This window comes from Sediminihabitans luteus, from assembly GCF_002797595.1.
Lineage (GTDB): Bacteria > Actinomycetota > Actinomycetes > Actinomycetales > Cellulomonadaceae > Paraoerskovia > Paraoerskovia lutea.
This window is the reverse complement of record NZ_PGFE01000001.1, coordinates 1174807-1193650: the sequence shown is the minus strand read 5'-3', so window position 1 is coordinate 1193650 and position 18844 is coordinate 1174807. Positions and strand designations below refer to the sequence as shown.

Sequence of the window (18844 nt, the reverse complement as noted above, 5' to 3'; positions counted from 1 at the left end):
CCCCGGGACACTAGCGGGGGGTCGTGCGACTCGCCCGTCGGAGCGCGGCGGGGGCTGCGACGGCCGCGCCGGCGAGCACGCCGACCGCGGTCAGCGCGACGAGCAGCCGGTAGTCGACGGCGCCGACGACGGCCGCCCCGACGAGCGTGAGCACGAGCTGCGGCACGTTGAGCAGCAGGTTCGTCGCGGCCGACGTGCGGCCCTGGAGCCGTGCCGGGGTCAGCAGCTGGCGCTCGGTCACGAACCCGACGATCGCCCACGTGATGCCGAGCCCGACGAGGCCGAGGCCGAGCAGCACGCCCACGACGCTCGTGCCCAGCGTCGGCAGCACCCCGAGCGCGACGACCCCGAGCGCGACCACGACGAGCCGCGGGGCGCCCCAGCGCTCCACGAGCCGGCCCGCGGTGAGGCCCGCGACGATCGCGGTCACGGCCTGCACGCTCGAGATCGGGCCGAGCAGCTCGGGCTCGAGCCCGAGACCCTGGTCGATGATCGCGAAGCTCACCGCGTTGAGCAGCCCCACCCCGCCGAACGCGACGGCCAGCGCGATCGTCATCGCGCCGAGCGGGGCCGTGCGCAGCAGGTGCCGGAACCCGGCGGCCGCCTCGGTCCAGAACGCCTCGCGCTCGTCGGACGGCGTGGGCGGGGTCTCGACGAGCGCGACCCGGCCGATCAGCGCGGCCGCGGCGACGAACGCGACCGCGGCCGCCGCGACGAGGGGGCGCGGGCCCGCGACGGCGTAGATCGCCGCACCGATCACGGGCATCGCGAGGCGGAACACCTGGTCGATCGTCGTCAGCCGCCCGTTGGCGCGGCCGAGCGCCGCGTCGGGCAGCATGTCGCGCACGAGGCCCGACTGCGCGGACGCCGTCGCGAAACCCACGGTCGAGTAGACGACCGTCACGAGGTAGACCAGCCAGAGCTGACCGGCGTCCTGCACCGCGAACAGCGACGCGAGCGTGAGGGCGCCCGCGAGGTACGTCACGACCATCATGCGGCGCCGCGAGACGCGGTCCGCGAGGTGCCCGAGCAGCGGGGCGACGAGCGCGGGTGCGCCCAGCGCCGCGAACACGAGCGCGGCCTGACCGTCCGAGCCCGTGAGGTCCTTGACCCACACCGCCAGGATGATCACGAGCACCGAGTCGGCGAGGTTGGTGCAGGCCCACGCGGCCGTGAGCAGGCGGAACGGGCGCGTGCGCAGGGCGGCCTGCGGGTCGGGTGCGACGCTGTCGGAGGGCACGCTGTCGGACGGCGCGGCCGGGGTCGGGTCGGACGGCACGGTGTCGGACGGCGCGGTGTCGGACGGCGCAGCCGGGGTCGGCCGGTCGGTGCTCATCGCGGGTCTCCCGGGACGTCGGCGTTGACGACCGCGAACAGGTGCGCGCGCCGGGCGTCGGCGGGGCGCCGGGCCGGGTCGTGGCGGTCGGCGAACCGGTCGACCAGCGCGTTGACCTCGGCCGAGAGTGCGGCGAGCTCGTCCTGCGTGGCCCAGAACGTGGCGGAGGTCTGCGTCGAGGCGAGGGCCCACGCGTCGTCCGCCCGGGTCGATCCGCCGGCGCGGGTCGCGGCGTCGAGCCAGGCGTGAACGCGGGCGGTCTCGCGGTCGAGCAGCAGGTGCGCGAGCTCGGCCGAGGCGCGGCGCGAGTCGGGCACGGCCGGGTCGAACCGGCTCGCGCGCGAACGGCTCACCGTGCGGAACGGCTTCTCGCGACCGCGCGGCTCGGCGCGCTCGACGTACCCGTACCGCACGAGCTGGTGCAGGTGGAACGAGCAGCTCGCGACGGACTCGCCCGTGAGCTCGGCGCAGCGGGTCGCGGTGGCCTCGCGCTCGGTGTCGAGGAGCTCGAGCAGCGTCAGGCGCAGGGGGTGCGCGAGGGCGCGGATGCGCGCGGGGTCCGAGGTGACGTCATCGGTGAGGGTGCCGTCGCCCGTGACTTCGTGGTGCTGCTCGGGGCTGCTCATGCGACCGACGATAGATCATCAAGACCTCTTGATCAAGAGGTCTTGATGATCGACCGCGTATCACCGCGACCTCGCGGGCCCTCGTTCCGGGTGGAGGCCCGAGGAGGAGCCCCGGGCCCTGGTCAAAGGGGACGACCATGCCCACCACCGGATCCACCAGCTCGCCCAAGCGCGCCCGGGCGCGCAGCCCCAAGAAGGCTCCGTTCGCCCACCTCGACGACGCGCTGTTCGTGCCGCGCCTCGACCAGCTCGACCTGGGCGCCGACGCGCTCGAAGGCGCCGGGCCCGGCTACTCCGAGCTCATGGAGTCGATCTGCGGCGTCGTGGACGACTCGCAGGAGGTCGAGCAGTACGACGGCACGCTCGGCGTGACCGCCGCCTTCGTCGCGGCCCACGAGCAGCCCGTCGCGCAGGTCGCCTGGAACGCGAACCTCGCGAGCACGTACACCGACCCCGGCAACGTGAGCGGGGTGCGCTGGGGCAGCGGGACCATGATCGGCCCCGACCTGTTCCTCACCTGCGGCCACCTGTTCGACGCCGACCCCAACGGGTGGCGCATCCCCCGCCAGAACGGCACCGTCACGGCGATCACGCCCCAGCAGGCGGCGACGTCGATGCACCTCAACTTCCTGTACCAGCGCGACCCGTCAGGCGCGATGCGCGCCGAGCAGAGCTTCCCGATCGTGGCGCTGGTCGAGTACCGGCTCGGCGGCCTCGACATGGCGCTGTGCCGCATCGGGGGCAGCCCGGGCAGCACGTACGGGTGGACCGAGTTCGGCACCACCAACCCCGCCGTGGGCGACATGCTCGCGATCATCGGGCACCCCGCGGGCCAGCCCAAGCGCATCGAGGCCGGACCGGCGACCGGCGTCACGGGCACGGTGGTCTCCTACAACGACATCGACACCCTGGGCGGCAACTCGGGTTCCGGGATCCTGCACGCGGCGACCGGGCGCGTCGTCGGCGTCCACACCAACGGCGGCTGCAACAGCGCCGGGACGGGCAGCAACACCGGCGTCGCGATCGCGGCGATCGTCGCAGCCTCGCCGACGCTGCGGTCGCTCACGCCCAGCTCGAGCACGGCCTCCGCGGCCGACCGGCCGTTCGCGACCCGGATCTCGGACGACGTCCTCGCGACCCACGCGGCCGCCGACCGGATCGACACCGCGTTCCTGCGCGACCACGGCGGATTCACCCTGGCGACCCTCGACGACGTCGGCACCGGGCTCGGCCGGGACACGACGCTCGTGAGCGACCAGATCGGGACGCCGCTCGCCCGCGACGTGCGAGGCACCGTGCTCTCGGGCGACCTCACGACCAAGCTCGCGGGCGACCTCGGCACCGTCGGGGCAGGGGACGACCCGAACAACACCCTCCAGGAGGGCGTCTTCGACCCGGGCAAGGTCTTCGACCCGGTGCTCGACCCCGTCGTCCGCGGGGGGCTCGCCGGGTTCCTCGGGGCGACCGTGCGACCGTTCGTGCAGGCGGGCGAGCACGCCGACGTCGGGGCGCCCGGCGACGGCACGCTCGCCGACCAGGTGCTCGCCGAGCTCGACGCGTTGCTCGTGGCGCAGCAGTCCGTCACGGCCTCGCTCACGACCCTGCGCGCCGCGCTCGCGGCGATGTTCGAGGAGGAGGCGTGATCGGGATCGTCTCCCACGCCGACGACCTGCACGCGGTCGCGGTGCGCCGGCACCTCGACGCCGCAGGCGCCCGGCACGTGCTGCTCGACACCGCCACGGTGCCGAGCAGCGCGTCGCTGACCACGCGCCAGACGCCGCAGGGCGGGTGGTCCGGCACGTGGGAGACGCCTGACGGAACCGTCGACCTCGCCGCGCTGCGCGCCATGTGGTGGCGGCGCCCGCAACCCTTCACGCTGCACGACGAGCTCGTGGGTGGCGACGACCGCGGGTTCGCGCACGGCGAGTGCGCGTCGCTCGTGGCCGGGCTGTGGACCACTCTCGACGCGGAATGGGTCAACGATCCCGACCTCGACGAGACGGCGTCGCGCAAGATGTGGCAGCTGCGCCTCGCGGCGTCGATCGGCCTGCGCGTGCCGCGCACCTGTATGACGAACGACCCGGCGAGCGCGCGAGCGTTCGTCGGCGCCGAACCCGAGGGCGTGATCTACAAGCCTTTCAGCGGCACGCCGCGCACCTGGCGCGAGACGCGGCCGGTTGGCCCCGACGACCTCGACCGGCTCGACCTCGTCCGGCTCGCGCCGGTGATCTTCCAGGAGTACGTGCCCGGCGGCGGCGACGTGCGGGTCACGATCGTGGGGGACGAGGTGTTCGCGGCACGGATCACCGCCGCGTCGACGGGGTACGAGTACGACTTCCGGGTCGACCCGGACCCCCACATCGTCGAGCACCGGCTGCCCGCCGACGTCGAGTCCGCGCTGCTCGCGCTGATGCGGCGGCTGGGCCTGCGGTACGGCGCGGTCGACCTGCGGCTCGCGCCCGACGGCGGCTACGTGTTCCTCGAGATCAACCCCGCCGGGCAGTGGCTGTTCGTCGAGATCGCGACCGGGCAGCCCATCACGGCGGCGCTCGCGGGGCTGCTCGCGCGCCTCGACCGTGCGCCGGCCGAGCACGGGGTCGAGCGCGGTCGAGCACGCGCTTAGGCACACGCACAGGTGCCGCGGGTGTGCCCAACCCCGTGCTCGGCGCGCAGGGCAGCGCCGGCGCGCAGCAGGTCAGGTGCTCAGCGGCGCAGTGGAACAGCAGCGCGGGCGCGCAGCGCTCAGGGGCGCGCCGGGAACGTGCGCGGCGCGACCAGCACGAGCACGAGCGCGAGCGCGACGATCCCGGCGCCGACCCACGCGAGCATGCTCGCGCCGGACGCCTCGAGCACCGCGCCTCCGAGCGCCGCACCGACGCCGATGCCGAGGTTCGCGGTCGTGTTGACGAACGCGCCCGAGATGTCGGGCGAGACGCCGTCCGACCGGATGACCGCGGCCTGGAACACGGGCGGCATCGCGCCGAAGGCCGCGAGCCACACCATGCACACGAGCAGGACCGGCACCAGGTGCGGCAGCGCGAGCCCGAGCGCGACCAGGGTCGCGGTGACGACGGCGACCGGCAGCGCGGCGCCGAGGCGCGGACGGCGGTCGACGGCCCACGCCGCGAACGCCGTCCCGACGAGCCCGAGCGCGCCGAAGACGAGCAGCACCGGTCCGAGCGCGCTGTCGCGCAGGCCGGCACCGAGCAGGATCACCGCGATGTACGTGTACACGGTGTAGTGCCCGAGGAACACGAGCGAGTTCGCGGTCGCGGCGATCGCGAGGCGCGACCGGTGCCCGCCGCCCGCGGCGCGCTTGTCGCGCGGGGGAGTGTTCTCGACCGCGGGCAGCAGCGCGACGACGAGCGCGGCCGCGAGCAGGCACGCGATCACCAGCACCCCGAAGGCCCACCGCCACCCGACGGCCTCGCCGAGCGACGTCGACAGCGGCACGCCGAGCACGAACCCGGCGGTGCCGCCCGCCGACGTGATCGACAGCGCGCGCCCGACCTGCAGCGGACCGACGATGCGCGTCGCGTACGCGATCGCGACCGAGAAGAACAGCGCGTGCGCGATCCCGCCGAGCGTCCGCCCGACCGCGAGCACCGCGAAGCCCGGCGCGAGCATGACCACGACGTTCGACGCCGCGTACCCGACGAGCGTCCCCACGAGCAGCGGCTTGCGGGGCAGTCGGCGCGTGAGCGCCGTGAGAGGGATCGCGAGCGCCGCGACCATGAGCGCGTAGATCGTCACGAGCAGCCCGGCGCGCGACTCGCTCACGCCGACGCCCTCGGCGATCTGCGGCAGCAGGCCCACGGGCAGCACCTCGACCGTGATCGCCACGAACGTTGCGACCGCGAGCGTCAGCAGCCCCGGCATCGCGCCGCGCAGGCTCGGCGGTGGCGTCGGACGGCGGTCGGCCGGGTCGGGGGTCACGCGTCCAGTATCCCCGCCGGGGCCGTCTGGCTAGGGTCGTGGTCATGACCTTCTGGATCTGCCGCACGTGCGGCGTCGAGCACGCGTCCCGTCCCGAGGTCTGCGCGATCTGCGCGGACGAGCGCCAGTGGGTGCCCGCCGAGGGGCAGGTGTGGACGACGCTCGACGAACTCGCGGGCGAGGGCATGCGCGTCGCGGTGTCCGAGCTCGAGCCCGACCTGTTCGCGCTCGACACGGTGCCCGGCCCCGGGGGCGGGGGCGTCGGCATCGGGCAGCGCGCCAAGCTCGTGCGCACCCCGGCGGGCATGCTGCTGTGGGACCCGCTGGGCTTCGTGGACGACGACGCCGTGGCCGCGGTCCGCGCGCTGGGCGACGTCGTCGCGGTGGCGGCGAGCCACCCGCACATGTTCGGCGTGCAGGTGGCGTGGGCGCGGGCGCTGGGCGACGTCCCGGTGCTGGTCGCCGCCCCCGACATGTCGTGGGTGCAGCGCCCCGACCTGCTCGTCGAGGCGTGGAGCGGCGACACCGAGGTGCTCCCGGGCGTGACGCTCACGCAGCCCGGCGGGCACTTCCCCGGCAGCGCGGTCGCGCACTGGGCGGCGGGCGCCGACGGGCGCGGGGTGCTGCTGAGCGGCGACACGATCATGGCGAACCCGGACCGTGCGTCGGTGAGCTTCATGCGCTCCTACCCCAACCGGATCCCGCTCTCGGCGGCGGTGGTCGAGCGCGTCACGGCGCACGTCGAGCGGTTCGCGTTCGACCGGCTGTACAACAACTTCGAGGGCGTGATCGAGACCGACGCACGCGCCGTCGTCCGACGCTCGGCGGACCGGCACGTCGCGTGGGTGCGCGGCGACCACGACGACCTGACCTGAGGCGACCTGGACCGCCCGCCCAGGTCGCCGGACTACCCTGCGCACCATGCCCACGCTCGACGTCACCGCCCTGACCACCACGCCCTCGGCCGCGCAGGTCGACGCGCTGCGGGACTCCGCGCTGCGCGGCGAGCTCGGCGCGGCGAGCGCCCGCACGGCGCGCGCGGACGCCTCGGGCGCAGCCGTCGCGGCGACGCTCGTCGCGGGGTTCGTGGCGCTGCTGCCGCTCGCGTTCCTCGCGCTGACCCGCAACACCTCGCACCTCGCGGTGATCGTCGCGATCGTCGCGGTCGCGGTCGCGCTGTGGTTCGGGGTGCGCGCCCTGGTGGGCGCGTCGGCCCGACGCCGGTGGCGCGACCACGCCCGCGTCGTCGCGTTCGCGCGCGCGAACGGGTTCGACGCCGAGCCGGTGGTCGACCTGTCGTCGGTGCCGTCCGGGTTCTTCCACCTGGGCCGCGACGGTCGGACGACGGACCGCGTGCGCTGGGTCCGCGGCGGGGCCACGGCCGAGGTGGGCACGTTCACGTTCACGCGGGGCGGCTCGAACGCGCAGTCGTGCCGCTACCTCGCGCTCGACCTCACGGGTGGCGCGCCGCGCGAGCCGTGGGGCGAGGAGCTGCCCGACGACGTGATGCCGCACGAGGAGCCCGTCGAGGCCGAGGCGACGTCGGCCGCGCTCGTGCCCGCGGGTGCCGCGCACCGCATGCACCTGCTGACCGTCCCCCGGGCGCGGGGCGAGCTCGACGGGGCGCCCGGCGTGGTGCGGCACGGCGACGTCGCGGCGTACCCGGTGCTCACGCCCGCGCTCGCGCGCCTGCTGACCGCGCACGAGCCGGCGCTCGTGGCCGAGGCGGGGGACGGCTGGCTCGTCGTCTCCGCGTTCGGCGCGACCGACGCGACCGACGCCGCGCTGTGGGAGCGGTTCGCCGCGATCGCGGACGCGGTGCCCGCGCAGGCCTGACGGGCCCGGGTCAGTCGATCTCGCGCACCACCCGCGCCGGGTTCCCGACCGCCACCACGTTCGGCGGCAGGTCGCGCACCACGACCGACCCGGCGCCGACCACGGTGTTCTCCCCGATGGTCACGCCGGGGCACACGGTCACGCCGCCGCCGATCCACACCCCGTCGCCGATCGTGATCGGCCGGCCGCCCTCCCACCCCGCACGGCGGGTCACGGGGTCGATCGGGTGCGTCGGCGTGAGGAGCTTGACCGAGGGGCCGATCAGCACGTCCTCGCCGATCGTGATCCGTGCGACGTCGGCGCACTGCATCCCGTAGTTGATGAACGACCGCGCCCCGACGTGCGTCTGGTAGCCGAGGTCGCAGTAGAACGGCGGCCGCACGTCGGCGCCCTCGCCGAACGTGCCGAGCATCTCGGTGAACAGTGCGCGACGCTCCTCGGCCTGGGCGGGGTGCAGCGCGTTGATGCGGTGCTGGAGGTCCTTGCGACGCTCGGCGTCGGCCTGGATCTCCGGGTCCCAGGCCTGGTAGTCGAGACCGGCGAGCATGCGCTCGCGCATCGTCATCCCGGCCGCGCGCGGGTCGTCGGCCGGGTCGGGCCGGGGCCCCGGGCTTCCGGTCGTCCCGGTGCTCCTGGTCGCAGCCGGGTTTCCTGCGGGGTCTTGGTCGGACGTCGTGTGCTGGGTCATGCGGTCCACGCTACGCGCGACGGCGCGTCGTCGACCGCGCGCAGCACCACCGCGAGCAGGCGGGCGAGCTCGGCCCGGGCGTCGGCGTCGAGGTCGGCGAGCACCGCGCGCTCGCGCTCGACCTGCGCCGGGAACTGGGCGTCGACGAGCGCGACGCCGGCGGGGGTGAGCGCGACGAGCACGCCGCGCCGGTCCCGCTCGGGCACGGTCCGCTCGACGAGGCCCGCACGCTCGAGCCGGTCGACGCGCTTGGTCACGGACGCCCCGGGCGCCTGGTGCAGCGTCTGGATCTCGCCCGCGCGCAGTGGCCGTCCTGCGCGACGCAGGGTCGCGAGCACGTCGAACTCGGGGCGCGTGAGGTCGTGGTCGGCGAGCGCGACTTCGGACTGCTGCGTCACGAGCGCGGCGATCCGGGTGATGCGGGCGACGACGTCGGCGGGCGAGGTGTCGACGGCCGGCAGCCGCTCGGCCCACTGCGCGCGCACACGGTCCACGTAGTCCATGGTCCGAGCCTAGCGACGGACATCACTGATTCACGAATGTTTTACCTGTGAAGTACCACGTAGGATCGCAGCATGACCCTCGCTCCTGCGGCGCGCACCCGCGCCGCGACCCGCGACGCGGCGCGGGAGATCCTCGCCCCCGCGACGCTGCGCGCGGCGCTGCACGTCACGCCCGCCGACGCCACGGTCGCCGCCGCCCTGCGCTGCGGGCTCGCCGTCGCGCTCGCGCTCGTCGTGGCCGCCGCGACCGGGCACCGCGACCTCGCGGGCTTCGCCGCGCTCGGCGCCCTCGCCTCGGTCTACGGCCGCTACGACCCGTACCGGCGGCGCGCCGTCCTGCTGGCCGTCGTCGGTGTCGTGCTCGTGGTGGGGATCACGCTCACGGGACTCACGACGGCGCTCGGCGCGCCGGTCGCGGTCACGCTCGTCGTGGTCGCGGCCCTCGCGGGCTCGACCACCGCGTTCGCCGACATGACCCGGCTCGGCCCGCCCGGCGCCACGATCGTCGTGTTCGCCGCGGGCGCCGGGATGGCCGGCAGCCCCGACCTCGCGGACGTCGGCCGGCACGCGCTCGCCGCGGCGGTGGGCGTCGCGATCGCCTGGGTCGTGTGCACCGCCGGGTACCTCGCGCGACCCACGGCCCCCGCCCGGCTCGCGGTGCGGCGGGCCGGGGATGCGGCGCGGCACGCGCTCGACGGCGGGAACGTCGACCGCGCGCAGGCGACGGTCGCCCACGCGCGCCGGGTGCTCGCCGACGACGCGTCGCACGAGCGCACGCGCCCCGAGGCCCTGCGGCTCGCCGCCCAGGTCGACGTGATCGAGGCGACGCTCACGCCCGCGGGCGTCCAGCACGGGCGCTGGGACGCGCCCGCCGGGCTGCCCGCCCGGACCACGCTGCGACGTCAGCTCGCCCTCGCCGCCCGTGCGGGCGGCTGGTGGCAGGCACCCGCACGCGTGGCCGCCGCGGCGCTCGTGGCGGCCGGTGTCGCGCAGGTCGCGGGCTTCGGCCACCCCGTGTGGGCGGCGGTCGGCGCGACCGCGACCCTGCAGGGGGTCTCGCACCGCCACGCCGCGGTGCGCGGCCTGCAGCGCGCGGCGGGCACGTGCGTCGGCGCGCTCCTGGCGTGGCCGCTGCTCGAGCTGCACCTCGGGTTCTGGGCCGCGATCGCCGTGATCGTGGTGCTGCAGGTCGTGACCGAGATGATCGTCGGCCGGCACTACGGGGTCGCGATGCTCACGATCACGCCCATGGCGCTGCTCATGACGTCGCTCGCGGCGCCCGCGACCGGGACCCTCGCGCTCGACCGCGCCCTGGACACCGTGATCGGCGCCCTGATCGGCGTCGTCGTGCTGGTCGTCGTGCCCCTCGCGCACGGGAGCCGCGTGAGAGCCTGACCGGGTGCGCGTCGAACCCCTGACCCCGCAGGCCCTGGTCGAGCGCCTCACGGACTCGCTCGCGGCCCTGCCGCGCGAGCGCCGGTGGCGCGTGCTGGTCGACGGTCACCCGAGCACCCGGCCCGGCGACCTCGCCGACACGCTCGTCGAGCCGCTGCACGCGGCCGGTCGTGCCGCGCCGCGCGTGCGCACCGGGGACTTCCTGCGTGCCGCCTCGCTGCGGCTCGAGCACGGACGGCACGACCCGGACTCCTACCTCGACGAGCGTCTCGACGTCGCGGCGCTCGACCGCGAGGTGCTGCGGCCTTTCGGCCCGCAGGGCGCGGGCACCTACCTGCCGAGCCTGCGCGACCCACGCACCGACCGCTCGACCCGGGCGGTGCCGGTCGCGGCCCCGCCGGGCGCCGTCCTGCTGCTCGACGCGCACCTGGCCCTGGGGCTCGGGCTCGCGGTCGACGTCACGGTGCACCTCGCCGTCCGGCCCGAGACGCTCGCGCGGCGCGTCGCGGCGGACGACGCGTGGACGCTCCCGGCGTACGCGCGGTACCGGGCCGAGACGGACCCGGAGAGGGTCGCGGACGTCGTGGTGCGCGTGGACGACGCGCGGCACCCCGCGCTCGTGCTGCCGTGACGCGCGTGGTGCCGTGACGCGCGTGGTGCCGTGACGCCCGTGGTGCCGTGGCGCTCGCGCCGACCCGACGTGCGCGCCGGGCTCGCTGGGGGTGGGGCTCAGGCGGGCACGCAGTCGCGCTCGAGCCAGCGCTGGACTATCGCCGCGTCGGCCCGTGCGCGCAGTGCGCTCGTCGGGGCGGTCGCGCGCTGGTGACGGTGCCACAGCAGCGTCTCGCGGTCGTGCGCGAGCGCCCACATGAGCGCGCGCCGCACCTGCTCGTGGCTCGGCGTGGTGGTCAAGGTCATCGGTGCTCCTGGTTCGTGCGTGTCCCCGTCGTCCTAGAGATGTCGGCGGCACCCGCGGGTGACGCCGTCGCAGGTCACGATCCGATAACGGCAGGACCGCCGACGTCTTGCGATACTCACCGTGCGATCCGTACCCCGGGCGTCCGGCGGGAGAACCCCCGGTGAACTCTCGTCCCGATCCGGGCAGAGCGGGACGCGAGCGACGCCCTACGCGGGCGCGCCGACCGTCGCCGTGAGCACCGCGACGTCGTCGTCGGCCGTGCCGCCCGGCGCGAGGGCCTCGAGCAGGTCGACCGCGCGCAGCCCCGCCCCGTGCACCGCGGCGACGCGCAACAGCTCGTCGACGCTCGCGCGCAGCGACGTCCCACGACGCTCGACCAGCCCGTCGGTGTACAGCACGAGCGTGTCGCCCGGCGCCAGGCGCAGCGCGCGCTCGGTGCGCGGCAGCGCGTGCGGCAGACCCAGCGGCAGGTCGGGGGCGTCGGACGACGCACGGTCCGTCACGCCGTCCGCGCGCACCACGACCGGGGGGAGGTGGCCCGCGGACGACCACCGGACGTCGCGCGCGCCGTCCGACCCCGCGGGGCCGAGCCGCACCAGGACGACCGTGCCCGTCGCGTCGAGGCGGGTGCCGAGCGCGACCGCGTCGAGCCGCGCGAGCACGTCGGACGCGGACCCCGGGTTCTCCCACGCGAGCGTGCGCAGCATGATCCGGAGCTGACCCATGAGCGTCGCCGCGTGCAGGTCGTGGCCCGTGACGTCGCCGACCACGAGGTCGAGCGAGCCGTCCGGGTGGGGGAGCACGTCGAACCAGTCGCCGCCCACCCGGTCGGTCTCGAGCGCGGGCGCGTACACCGCGTCGAGCGCGACGTCCGCGACGGCCGGGAGCGTGCCGAGCATCGCGCCCTGGAGCACCGTCGCGATGCGCTGCTGACCCTCGATGAGCGTCGCGCGCTCGAGCGCGACCGCCGCGTACCCCGCAAGTGCCGCGAGGAGGTCCACGAGGTCGGTGTCGAACGTGCGGGGCGCGGCCCAGCGCAGCACGACCGCGCCGAGCGTCGCGGTGCGCGTCGAGACGGGCACGATCGCGGTCGCGCCCGGCCCGCCGATGCCGCGCATCACGGGGAACACGTCGGCGAGCGCGTCGGCGTCCTCGAACAGGAACGTCTCGCGGTGCGCGACCGCGCGCACGCCGGGCCACTCGACCTCGGTGAGGGCGCGGGGCGACCACATGTCGTCGGGCATGCCGGGCACGGGCTCGGCGCGCGCCCAGCGCACCTGCTCGCCGTCGACGAGCGCGACCGCGCAGCGCACCGCGCCCGCGACGCTCTCCGCGACCTCGTGGACCGCGTCGAGCACGTCGACCACGGTGCGGCCGGCGGCGAACCGCTCCGAGAAGCGCAGCAGCACGCGCGAGTGCTCGTCGCGGCGGCTCGCGCGGGCCTCGGCGCGCGCGGCGCGCTCGCCCTCGGCGCGCAGCCGGATCTCGGTCGTGCACGACTCCGCGAGGTCGGCGAGCACGGCGAGCTCCGACTCGGTCCACACGCGCGGCTCGCCGTCGATCGCGCACAGCGAGCCGACCGCCCGGCCCGAGGGGTCGCGCACGGGGAAGCCCGCGTACGCGATCGCGCCGAGGTCCTCGATCGCGAGGTTGTCGCGCAGGAAGTCCACCTCGCGCGCGTCCGACACGACGAGTGGCCCGTCGGCCGCGACGACGTGCTGGCAGAACGAGTGCGACAGCGGGGTGCTGCGCGCCGTGGCCCAGGGCTCGGGCAGCCCGATCGCGCCGGGAAACACCTGACCGTGGTCGTCGACGAACGACACCAGCGCGACGGGCGCGCCGATGTACGCCTGCACGAGGCGGGCGTAGCGCTGGTACGACTCGTCGTGGATGTCGCCGACGACCTCGGCGAGGGACGGCGCGTCAGGGTTGTGCACGTCGCAAGTATCCGCCACGCGACGCCGTGCTCCGACCAGGCCCGTGATCGGTAGGGTGTCGCCGTGATCGAGACCCCCGCGCGGCACGACGGTCCGTGGTCGTCCCGCGCAGCGCGCACGCTCGGCGGGCTGCCCGTGGTGTGGATCGGCTTCGTGCTGGTCCACGCGGTGCTCGTGCACCAGGTCGCGCAGTTCCCCGGGCAGCTCGACGGCGACGTCGACCTCTACCGCTCGTGGGTCGAGGCCGGGCTGCGGGACGGCACGTGGCCCGTGCTCGACACCGGCTGGGTGTACCCCGTCGGCGCGCTCGTGCCGATCACGCTCCCCGGGCTGTGGTCGCTCGACCCCGAGGCGTACCGGGTGCTGTTCGTCGCGATGGTCGTGGCGCTCGACGGACTCGCGGTCGGGTCGCTCGTGCGCGCGGGCCGTGGACGCACCACGGGCGCCTGGTGGTGGCTCGTGTTCCTGCTCGCGCTCGGGCCGATCACCCTGACGCGGCTCGACGGCGTCTCCGCCGCGCTGACCGTGATCGCGCTCGCGCAGCTCGCGCCCGTCGCCCGGCCGCGCCTCGCGAGCGCCCTGGCGACCGGCGCCGCGTGGGTCAAGGTCGCGCCGGGCGCCGTCCTCGTCCCGCTCGCGCTGGTCGTGCGCCGGCCGTGGCGGCGCGTCGTGCTGCCCGCGGCGCTCGTCTCGGCCATCGTGGTCGGGCTCGCGCTGCTCGGCGGTGCGGGAGCGCGCGTGCTGACGTTCTTCGGCGACCAGGGCAGCCGCGGCCTGCAGGTCGAGGCAGTCGCCGCGACGCCGTTCTCGCTCGCGCGCCTGTGGTCGGGCGAGTTCCCGGTCGTGTTCGACGCGCCCCTCAAGGTCCTCGAGATCACCGGGCCCGGGACGGACGCGACCGCGGCCGCGCTCGACACGCTGCTGCTCGTGGCCGTCGCGGCGGTCGCGCTCGCGACGTGGCGCTCGGCCGCGCGCCTGCGCCGCGCCGTGCCGGACGACGTCGCGCGCCGCGGTCCCGACCTCGAGCTCGTGCTCCTGGCGACGCTCGCGCTCTCGCTGTGCCTCGTCGCGTTCAACAAGGTCGGCTCGCCGCAGTACGTCACGTGGTTCGCGCCGCCCGTCGCGGTCGCGCTCGCGGCGCTGGGGGCGCGCGGGTCGCGCGTGCTGCGGCCCGGGACGTGGACGGTGCTCGCGGCCGCCCTGCTCGTGGTCGCGCTGCTCACGCACCGGCTGTTCCCCGACCACTACGACGAGTTCCTGCTGGCCGTGCCGCTCGACACCGTGCTCGCGGCGGTGCGCAACGCGCTCGTGCTCGTGCTCGCGGTCGCGGCGGGCGTGCTCGTCGCGCGCGTGCGGGTTCGGGAGGGTGCCGGGTCCGCGGGCGACGGGCCGGTGGATGGTCGGTCGGTGGACGACGGGGCGGTGCGCGCGTCGTCAGCGGACGACGGGGATCGCGACCCGGGCGGTCCGACGACCTGACGCGTCGAGCACGGTGCCGACGATCTTCGCGGTGCGCAGCACGGTCGAACGGTCGACGATCACGACGCCCGGCAGCCGCGCCTCGAGCGTCGACTCGAGGCGCTGCACGTCCGTGAGGGTGCGCAGCCACACGCCCACCGCGATGTTCCAGCTGCCGATCGTCGACATCACGGTGCGCACCTCCTCGACCCGACCGAGCTCGGTGCCCACGCGCTGCGCCTGCGCCGCGGGGACGCGCAGGAAGTACCAGGCGTTGACCGGCCACCCCGAGACCGCCCGGGTCACCTCGGTGCGCAGGCGCACGTGCCCGTGCAGCACGGTCCGCAGCGTGTCGCGGGCCCGGCGCTCCGAGACGCCGAGCCGCCCCGCGAGGGCGGTCGCGCTCACGCGTCCGTCGGCCGCGAGCTCGGCGACCACGGACTGCTCGAGCGGGGTCGTGGCGCGTCGTGCGAGCGGCGGCGCGGGCTCCTCGAGGCGGGCGACGGTCTCCGGGTCGAGCGCCCGCAGCCGCCACGTGCTCGCGTCGGCGAGCACCTCGGCGACGATCTGCGACCGGATCGACCGGATCGAGCGCATGCGTCCGAGGCGGTCCACGAGGTACTCGGCGAGCGCCGTCTGATCGGTCGCGGCGACCGTGAGCAGCAGGTCGCGGCTGCCCGCCGTCACGTCGATCGAGAGGCACTGCGGGTCGTGCGCGAGCTCGTCGACGAGCGCGTGCACGTGCCCGGCACGGCTCTCGAGCTCGACGAGGGCCCCCGCGGGGTCGCTGCCCACGAGGCGCGCGGGGTAGGCGGTGACCCACGCCAGACCGTCGCCCGCGAGGCGCTCCCACCGCCGCGCGACGGTCGCGGGGTCGAGCCCGAGCACCTCGCCGAGCAGGGTCCACGAGGCGCGCGGGCGCACCTGGAGCGCGTGCAGGATCCGGCGATCAGCCTCGTCGAGGTCGGAATCCTGCAATCGTGAGGTCGATTCCGTCGGCATCCTGCGATGTTACCCGCCGGAAACGCTGCCATCCCTAGCGTCGGTCGCACGATCCGACCGGGAGGTCACACATGTCTTCACCATCGTCATCACGTACCGGCGCACCGGCGCGCACCGCGACGGTCTCGTCGCTCGTCGGGTTCCTCGTCGTCATGGAGCTGTCGAGCGGGTTCCTCCAGGGCTGGTTCCTGCCGCTGCTCGGGCAGATCGGCGAGCGCTTCGACGCCCCGCCGAGCGCGCTCAACTGGGTCACCTCGGTGTTCCTGCTCACGAGCGTCGTGTTCGTGCCCGTGATCGCCAAGATGGGCGACCGCTACGGCCACAAGCGCATGCTCGCGATCGCCGCCGCCCTGACCGCGATCGGCTCGATCGTCGTCGCGGTCGCGCCCACGTTCGAGATCTTCCTGCTCGGCCGCGCGATCTCGGCCGCGCTCGTCGCGTTCATCCCGCTCGAGTTCGCGATCGTCCGCGACCGCAACCCCGAGAACGCCGGCAAGGCGATCGGCCTGCTCATCGGCGCGCTCACGCTCGGCGCCTCGCTCGGCGCACTGCTCTCGGGCGGCCTCGGCGAGGTGCTCCCGCTCGGTGTCGTGCTGTGGGCCCCGGCCGTGCTGCTCGCCCTGTGCGTGCCCGTCGTGATCTTCCTCGTGCCCGAGACGTCGGTGCGCTCGACCGGCACGATCGACTGGTGGGGCGCTGCGCTCCTGGGCCTCGGCCTCGTGATGCTGCTCGGCGGCGTCGGCAACGGCAACGTGTGGGGCTGGACCGACCCGAAGACCCTCGTCGCGATCGTCGGCGGTGCCGTGGTGCTCGCCGGGTGGACCGCGCTCGAGCTCCGCGTGACCTCGCCGCTCGTCGACCTGCGCGCCGTCGGCTCCTCGGGCGTGGGACTGCCCATCGGCCTCGGCGTGCTGTTCGGCGCCTGGATGCTCGGCGGGCAGACCCCGCTGTCGGTGTTCGCGCTGACCGACCCGGACGTCGCTGGGTTCGGGCTCGGCATGGGCTCGGCAGGCGTCGGCCTGATCGCCCTCGTCGCGGGCGGCTTCGCGTTCCTCGGCGCGAGCATGGGCGACCGGATCGCCCGCCGCATCGGCTACCGCGCCACGATCCTCGCCGGGAGCCTCACGGCCGGCGCGACCTACCTCGTCATGGCGGCGTGGCACTCCTCGACCCCGGGCTACCTCGCGCTGACCGCGGTCACGTCGGTCGCGGGCGGCGTCCTCATGGCGACCCTGCCCACGATCGTCGTGATGCGAGCCCCGCAGGACCAGGTCGCGATCACCTCGTCGCTCTACAACACTTCGCGCACCGCCTCGGGCGGCGCCGCGGGTGCCGTGTTCGCCGCGATCATGAGCGGCCTCGTCACGACCGTCGGCACGGGCGACGCGGCGTCGACCGTCGCGAGCGAGTCCGCGTACGTCGCGGTGTGGCTCGTCTCTGCCGGCCTCGCGCTGACGTTCGCGGTGCTCGCGCTGCGGATCTCGAACGGCAAGGCACGCGCCGGCGAGTCGGACGGCACGCCCGCGACCGCCTCGACCGTCGAGGCCGCCGCCCCGGTCTCGCCGACCCCGGTCTCGCCGACCCCTGTGCCGGTCGGCGCCGGACCGGCGGTCCCGGTCGTGGCACGCGGAATCCTCGCGGAGGAGCCTGCCTGACCTGCGACGACGCATCCCGGGGGACGGCTCGACCGGGCGGACGGCGCGGCCGCGGTCGCGCCGTCCGCCCCCGAGGCACCGGACGTGGCGCCCACCACATCCGGTGCCTCTCGCCGCGCGTGCACGGCCCGGACGGCGCACCCTGGAGGTCCGACCAGACGAGGGATGTGATCGTGTGCACGAGCTCGACGAACAGGTTCCCCCGGCAGGTTTCGTCCCGCAGCGCCGGTGGGTGATCGACTCGCTCGACGAGCTCGCCCGGCTGCGGGGCACGCTCCACGAGGAGCTCACGGGGCTCCCGCCCGCGGCGGGCGCGCGGCTCACCGAGAGCGCCGAGCAGATGGTGCTCGTCGCGAGCGAGCTCGCCACGAACGCGCTGCGGCACGCCCTGCCCCCGACGCGGGTCGTGCTCTCGACCCGCGGCACCCAGCACCTGCTCGACGTCGCGGACCACGACCCGACGGGCGTGCCCGAGTTCGGCGGCGACCGTGCGCCCGGCGAGGGCGGCTTCGGCCTGATCCTCGTGGCACGCGTCGCGGAGGCCGTCGGCTGGTACCGCGTCGGCAACAGCAAGCACGTGTGGGCGGTCTTCACGCCCGAGCCGGGCGCGCCCGACACCCCGGCCGCCGAGGCCCTGGCGCCGACGGCGGGATAGTCGTGCGGGTCGCGGTCGTCGGCGGCACGGGCACGCTCGGGAGGGCGACCGTGCTCGCCCTCGAGGCCCGGGGGCACGACGTGCGCGCGCTCGCCCGGCACGCGCCGCACCGGGTCGACCTCGCCACGGGGCGAGGGCTGCACGAGGCGCTGACCGGCTGCGACGTCGTCGTCGACGCGACCAACGCCGTCTCGGTGAGCCGGGCGCGCACCGCCGCGGTGCTCGTCGACGGCACCCGGCGGCTCATCGCGGCCGAGCAGCAGGCCAGCGTGACGCACCACGTGGGCGTCTCGATCGTCGGGTGCGAGCGCGTGCGGGCCTACGGCTACTACGCGGTCAAGGCCGAGCAGGAGGTCGTGGTCGAGTCGTCGCCCGTGCCGTGGACGCTCGTGCGGGCGACCCAGTTCCACGACCTGCTCGGGTCGGTCTTCGCGGGGGCCGCCCGGGCGCGCGTCCTGCCCGGCCCCGGGTTCCCGCTCCAGCCCGTCGCGGTCGCGGACGTCGCGGCCGCCCTCGCGGACGTGGTCGAGGCCGGTCCGCGGCGGGGTCGCGTCACGGTCGCGGGCCCCGAGGTGTCCGACGTCGCGGGGCTGGCCCGCCAGTGGGTCGCGGCCACGGGCACGACCGCGCTCGTCGTCCCGCTGCGCGTGCTCGGTGCGAGCGGCCGGGCCCTGCGCGCCGGCGCGCTCACCTGCGCGGACCCGGACGTGCGCGGCGCGGTCACGTTCCGCACCTGGCTCGCGGCCCGCTGAGCCCGAAGGGCGCCGTCCGCACTGCCCGCCGTCCGCACTGCCCGCCGCCCGAACTGCCGCCGCCCGCACTGCCCGCCGAGCACGGGGTTGTGCACACCGGCGAGGGCCGCGCGTGTGCACAACCCCGTGCTCGGCGGTGCCTGATC

18 protein-coding genes are annotated in these 18844 nt (G+C 75.6%); 10 read left to right on the top strand and 8 right to left on the bottom strand.

The genetic code is table 11. The features are described from left to right. Positions 1-10 precede the first annotated feature (10 nt). Both CLV28_RS05570 and CLV28_RS05565 read right to left on the bottom strand, forming a co-directional pair. Positions 11-1336, bottom strand: coding sequence for an MFS transporter (locus tag CLV28_RS05570; protein ID WP_100422184.1), 1326 nt, complete (start codon positions 1334-1336; stop codon positions 11-13). After that, positions 1333-1962 carry a helix-turn-helix domain-containing protein gene (locus CLV28_RS05565; protein ID WP_100422183.1) on the bottom strand — a complete coding sequence of 210 codons (630 nt, stop codon included), beginning with the start codon at positions 1960-1962 and terminating at the stop codon, positions 1333-1335. The genes CLV28_RS05570 and CLV28_RS05565 overlap by 4 nt, the downstream gene beginning before the upstream one ends. Positions 1963-2099: 137 nt before the next feature. Between CLV28_RS05565 and CLV28_RS15445 the strand changes: the two genes are divergently transcribed. Both CLV28_RS15445 and CLV28_RS05555 read left to right on the top strand, forming a co-directional pair. After that, a complete protein-coding gene (locus CLV28_RS15445) occupies positions 2100-3605 on the top strand; it encodes a trypsin-like serine peptidase (protein ID WP_157802518.1) in 1506 nt (501 codons plus the stop codon). Beyond that, positions 3602-4585, top strand: coding sequence for an MvdC/MvdD family ATP grasp protein (locus CLV28_RS05555; RefSeq protein ID WP_100422182.1), 984 nt, complete (start codon positions 3602-3604; stop codon positions 4583-4585). Before CLV28_RS15445 ends, CLV28_RS05555 begins: the two co-directional genes overlap by 4 nt. Positions 4586-4704: 119 nt before the next feature. Here CLV28_RS05555 and CLV28_RS05550 read toward each other — a convergent pair whose 3' ends face one another. Continuing rightward, positions 4705-5898, bottom strand: a complete 1194-nt coding sequence (locus CLV28_RS05550) for an MFS transporter (RefSeq protein ID WP_239073289.1) — start codon at positions 5896-5898, stop codon at positions 4705-4707. A gap of 44 nt (positions 5899-5942) precedes the next feature. Here CLV28_RS05550 and CLV28_RS05545 point away from each other — a divergent pair, with 44 nt between their 5' ends. After that, positions 5943-6773 (top strand): MBL fold metallo-hydrolase, encoded by an 831-nt coding sequence (locus tag CLV28_RS05545; protein WP_100422181.1) that lies wholly within the window; start codon positions 5943-5945, stop codon positions 6771-6773. Positions 6774-6819: 46 nt separating this feature from the next. Then, positions 6820-7734, top strand: a complete 915-nt coding sequence (locus CLV28_RS05540; RefSeq protein WP_100422180.1) for a hypothetical protein — start codon at positions 6820-6822, stop codon at positions 7732-7734. A gap of 10 nt (positions 7735-7744) precedes the next feature. Here the strand turns inward: CLV28_RS05540 and CLV28_RS05535 are convergent, their stop codons facing one another. Next, on the bottom strand, positions 7745-8422 hold the full coding sequence (locus tag CLV28_RS05535; RefSeq protein WP_308440391.1) for a sugar O-acetyltransferase: 678 nt from the start codon (positions 8420-8422) through the stop codon (positions 7745-7747). Further along, complete coding sequence (locus CLV28_RS05530; RefSeq protein ID WP_100422179.1) at positions 8419-8925, bottom strand: MarR family winged helix-turn-helix transcriptional regulator; 507 nt, start codon at positions 8923-8925, stop codon at positions 8419-8421. Before CLV28_RS05530 ends, CLV28_RS05535 begins: the two co-directional genes overlap by 4 nt. Positions 8926-8997: 72 nt before the next feature. Here CLV28_RS05530 and CLV28_RS05525 point away from each other — a divergent pair, with 72 nt between their 5' ends. Both CLV28_RS05525 and CLV28_RS05520 read left to right on the top strand, forming a co-directional pair. Continuing rightward, entirely contained in the window at positions 8998-10320 is a 1323-nt protein-coding gene (locus tag CLV28_RS05525) for an FUSC family protein (RefSeq protein ID WP_100422178.1), read from the top strand. Positions 10321-10324: 4 nt separating this feature from the next. Further along, entirely contained in the window at positions 10325-10951 is a 627-nt protein-coding gene (locus CLV28_RS05520) for a nucleoside/nucleotide kinase family protein (RefSeq protein WP_100422177.1), read from the top strand. Positions 10952-11049: 98 nt separating this feature from the next. Here the strand turns inward: CLV28_RS05520 and CLV28_RS05515 are convergent, their stop codons facing one another. Continuing rightward, positions 11050-11238 (bottom strand): hypothetical protein, encoded by a 189-nt coding sequence (locus CLV28_RS05515; RefSeq protein WP_100422176.1) that lies wholly within the window; start codon positions 11236-11238, stop codon positions 11050-11052. A 207-nt stretch (positions 11239-11445) separates the two neighbouring features. Next, positions 11446-13176 carry a GAF domain-containing SpoIIE family protein phosphatase gene (locus tag CLV28_RS15440; RefSeq protein WP_170062621.1) on the bottom strand — a complete coding sequence of 577 codons (1731 nt, stop codon included), beginning with the start codon at positions 13174-13176 and terminating at the stop codon, positions 11446-11448. A gap of 63 nt (positions 13177-13239) precedes the next feature. Between CLV28_RS15440 and CLV28_RS05500 the strand changes: the two genes are divergently transcribed. After that, positions 13240-14655, top strand: a complete 1416-nt coding sequence (locus CLV28_RS05500; RefSeq protein WP_100422175.1) for a glycosyltransferase 87 family protein — start codon at positions 13240-13242, stop codon at positions 14653-14655. On the opposite strand, the gene CLV28_RS05495 is transcribed toward CLV28_RS05500, so the two are convergent. After that, the gene (locus CLV28_RS05495; RefSeq protein ID WP_100422174.1) at positions 14611-15636 is read right to left on the bottom strand and encodes an Lrp/AsnC family transcriptional regulator; all 1026 of its coding nucleotides are present in this window, start codon (positions 15634-15636) and stop codon (positions 14611-14613) included. The genes CLV28_RS05500 and CLV28_RS05495 overlap by 45 nt on opposite strands. Before the next feature lie 71 nt (positions 15637-15707). Between CLV28_RS05495 and CLV28_RS05490 the strand changes: the two genes are divergently transcribed. The 3 genes from CLV28_RS05490 (at position 15708) to CLV28_RS05480 (ending at position 18698) form a co-directional block, all read left to right on the top strand. Then, a complete protein-coding gene (locus tag CLV28_RS05490) occupies positions 15708-17291 on the top strand; it encodes an MFS transporter (RefSeq protein ID WP_100422173.1) in 1584 nt (527 codons plus the stop codon). Between the two features lie 175 nt (positions 17292-17466). Next, positions 17467-17946: an ATP-binding protein gene (locus tag CLV28_RS05485; protein ID WP_100422172.1), complete on the top strand. Its 480-nt coding sequence runs from the start codon at positions 17467-17469 to the stop codon at positions 17944-17946. 2 nt (positions 17947-17948) lie between these two features. Beyond that, positions 17949-18698, top strand: a complete 750-nt coding sequence (locus tag CLV28_RS05480) for an SDR family oxidoreductase (protein ID WP_203968209.1) — start codon at positions 17949-17951, stop codon at positions 18696-18698. Positions 18699-18844: the final 146 nt, after the last annotated feature.

Coding starts and splice junctions, on each gene's coding strand:
- CLV28_RS05570 (WP_100422184.1), bottom strand. CDS start 1,336: ATGAGCACCGACCGGCCGACCCCGGCTGCGCCGTCCGACACCGCGCCG.
- CLV28_RS05565 (WP_100422183.1), bottom strand. CDS start 1,962: ATGAGCAGCCCCGAGCAGCACCACGAAGTCACGGGCGACGGCACCCTC.
- CLV28_RS15445 (WP_157802518.1), top strand. CDS start 2,100: ATGCCCACCACCGGATCCACCAGCTCGCCCAAGCGCGCCCGGGCGCGC.
- CLV28_RS05545 (WP_100422181.1), top strand. CDS start 5,943: ATGACCTTCTGGATCTGCCGCACGTGCGGCGTCGAGCACGCGTCCCGT.
- CLV28_RS05540 (WP_100422180.1), top strand. CDS start 6,820: ATGCCCACGCTCGACGTCACCGCCCTGACCACCACGCCCTCGGCCGCG.
- CLV28_RS05535 (WP_308440391.1), bottom strand. CDS start 8,422: ATGACCCAGCACACGACGTCCGACCAAGACCCCGCAGGAAACCCGGCT.
- CLV28_RS05530 (WP_100422179.1), bottom strand. CDS start 8,925: ATGGACTACGTGGACCGTGTGCGCGCGCAGTGGGCCGAGCGGCTGCCG.
- CLV28_RS05525 (WP_100422178.1), top strand. CDS start 8,998: ATGACCCTCGCTCCTGCGGCGCGCACCCGCGCCGCGACCCGCGACGCG.
- CLV28_RS05515 (WP_100422176.1), bottom strand. CDS start 11,238: ATGACCTTGACCACCACGCCGAGCCACGAGCAGGTGCGGCGCGCGCTC.
- CLV28_RS05495 (WP_100422174.1), bottom strand. CDS start 15,636: ATGCCGACGGAATCGACCTCACGATTGCAGGATTCCGACCTCGACGAG.
- CLV28_RS05490 (WP_100422173.1), top strand. CDS start 15,708: ATGTCTTCACCATCGTCATCACGTACCGGCGCACCGGCGCGCACCGCG.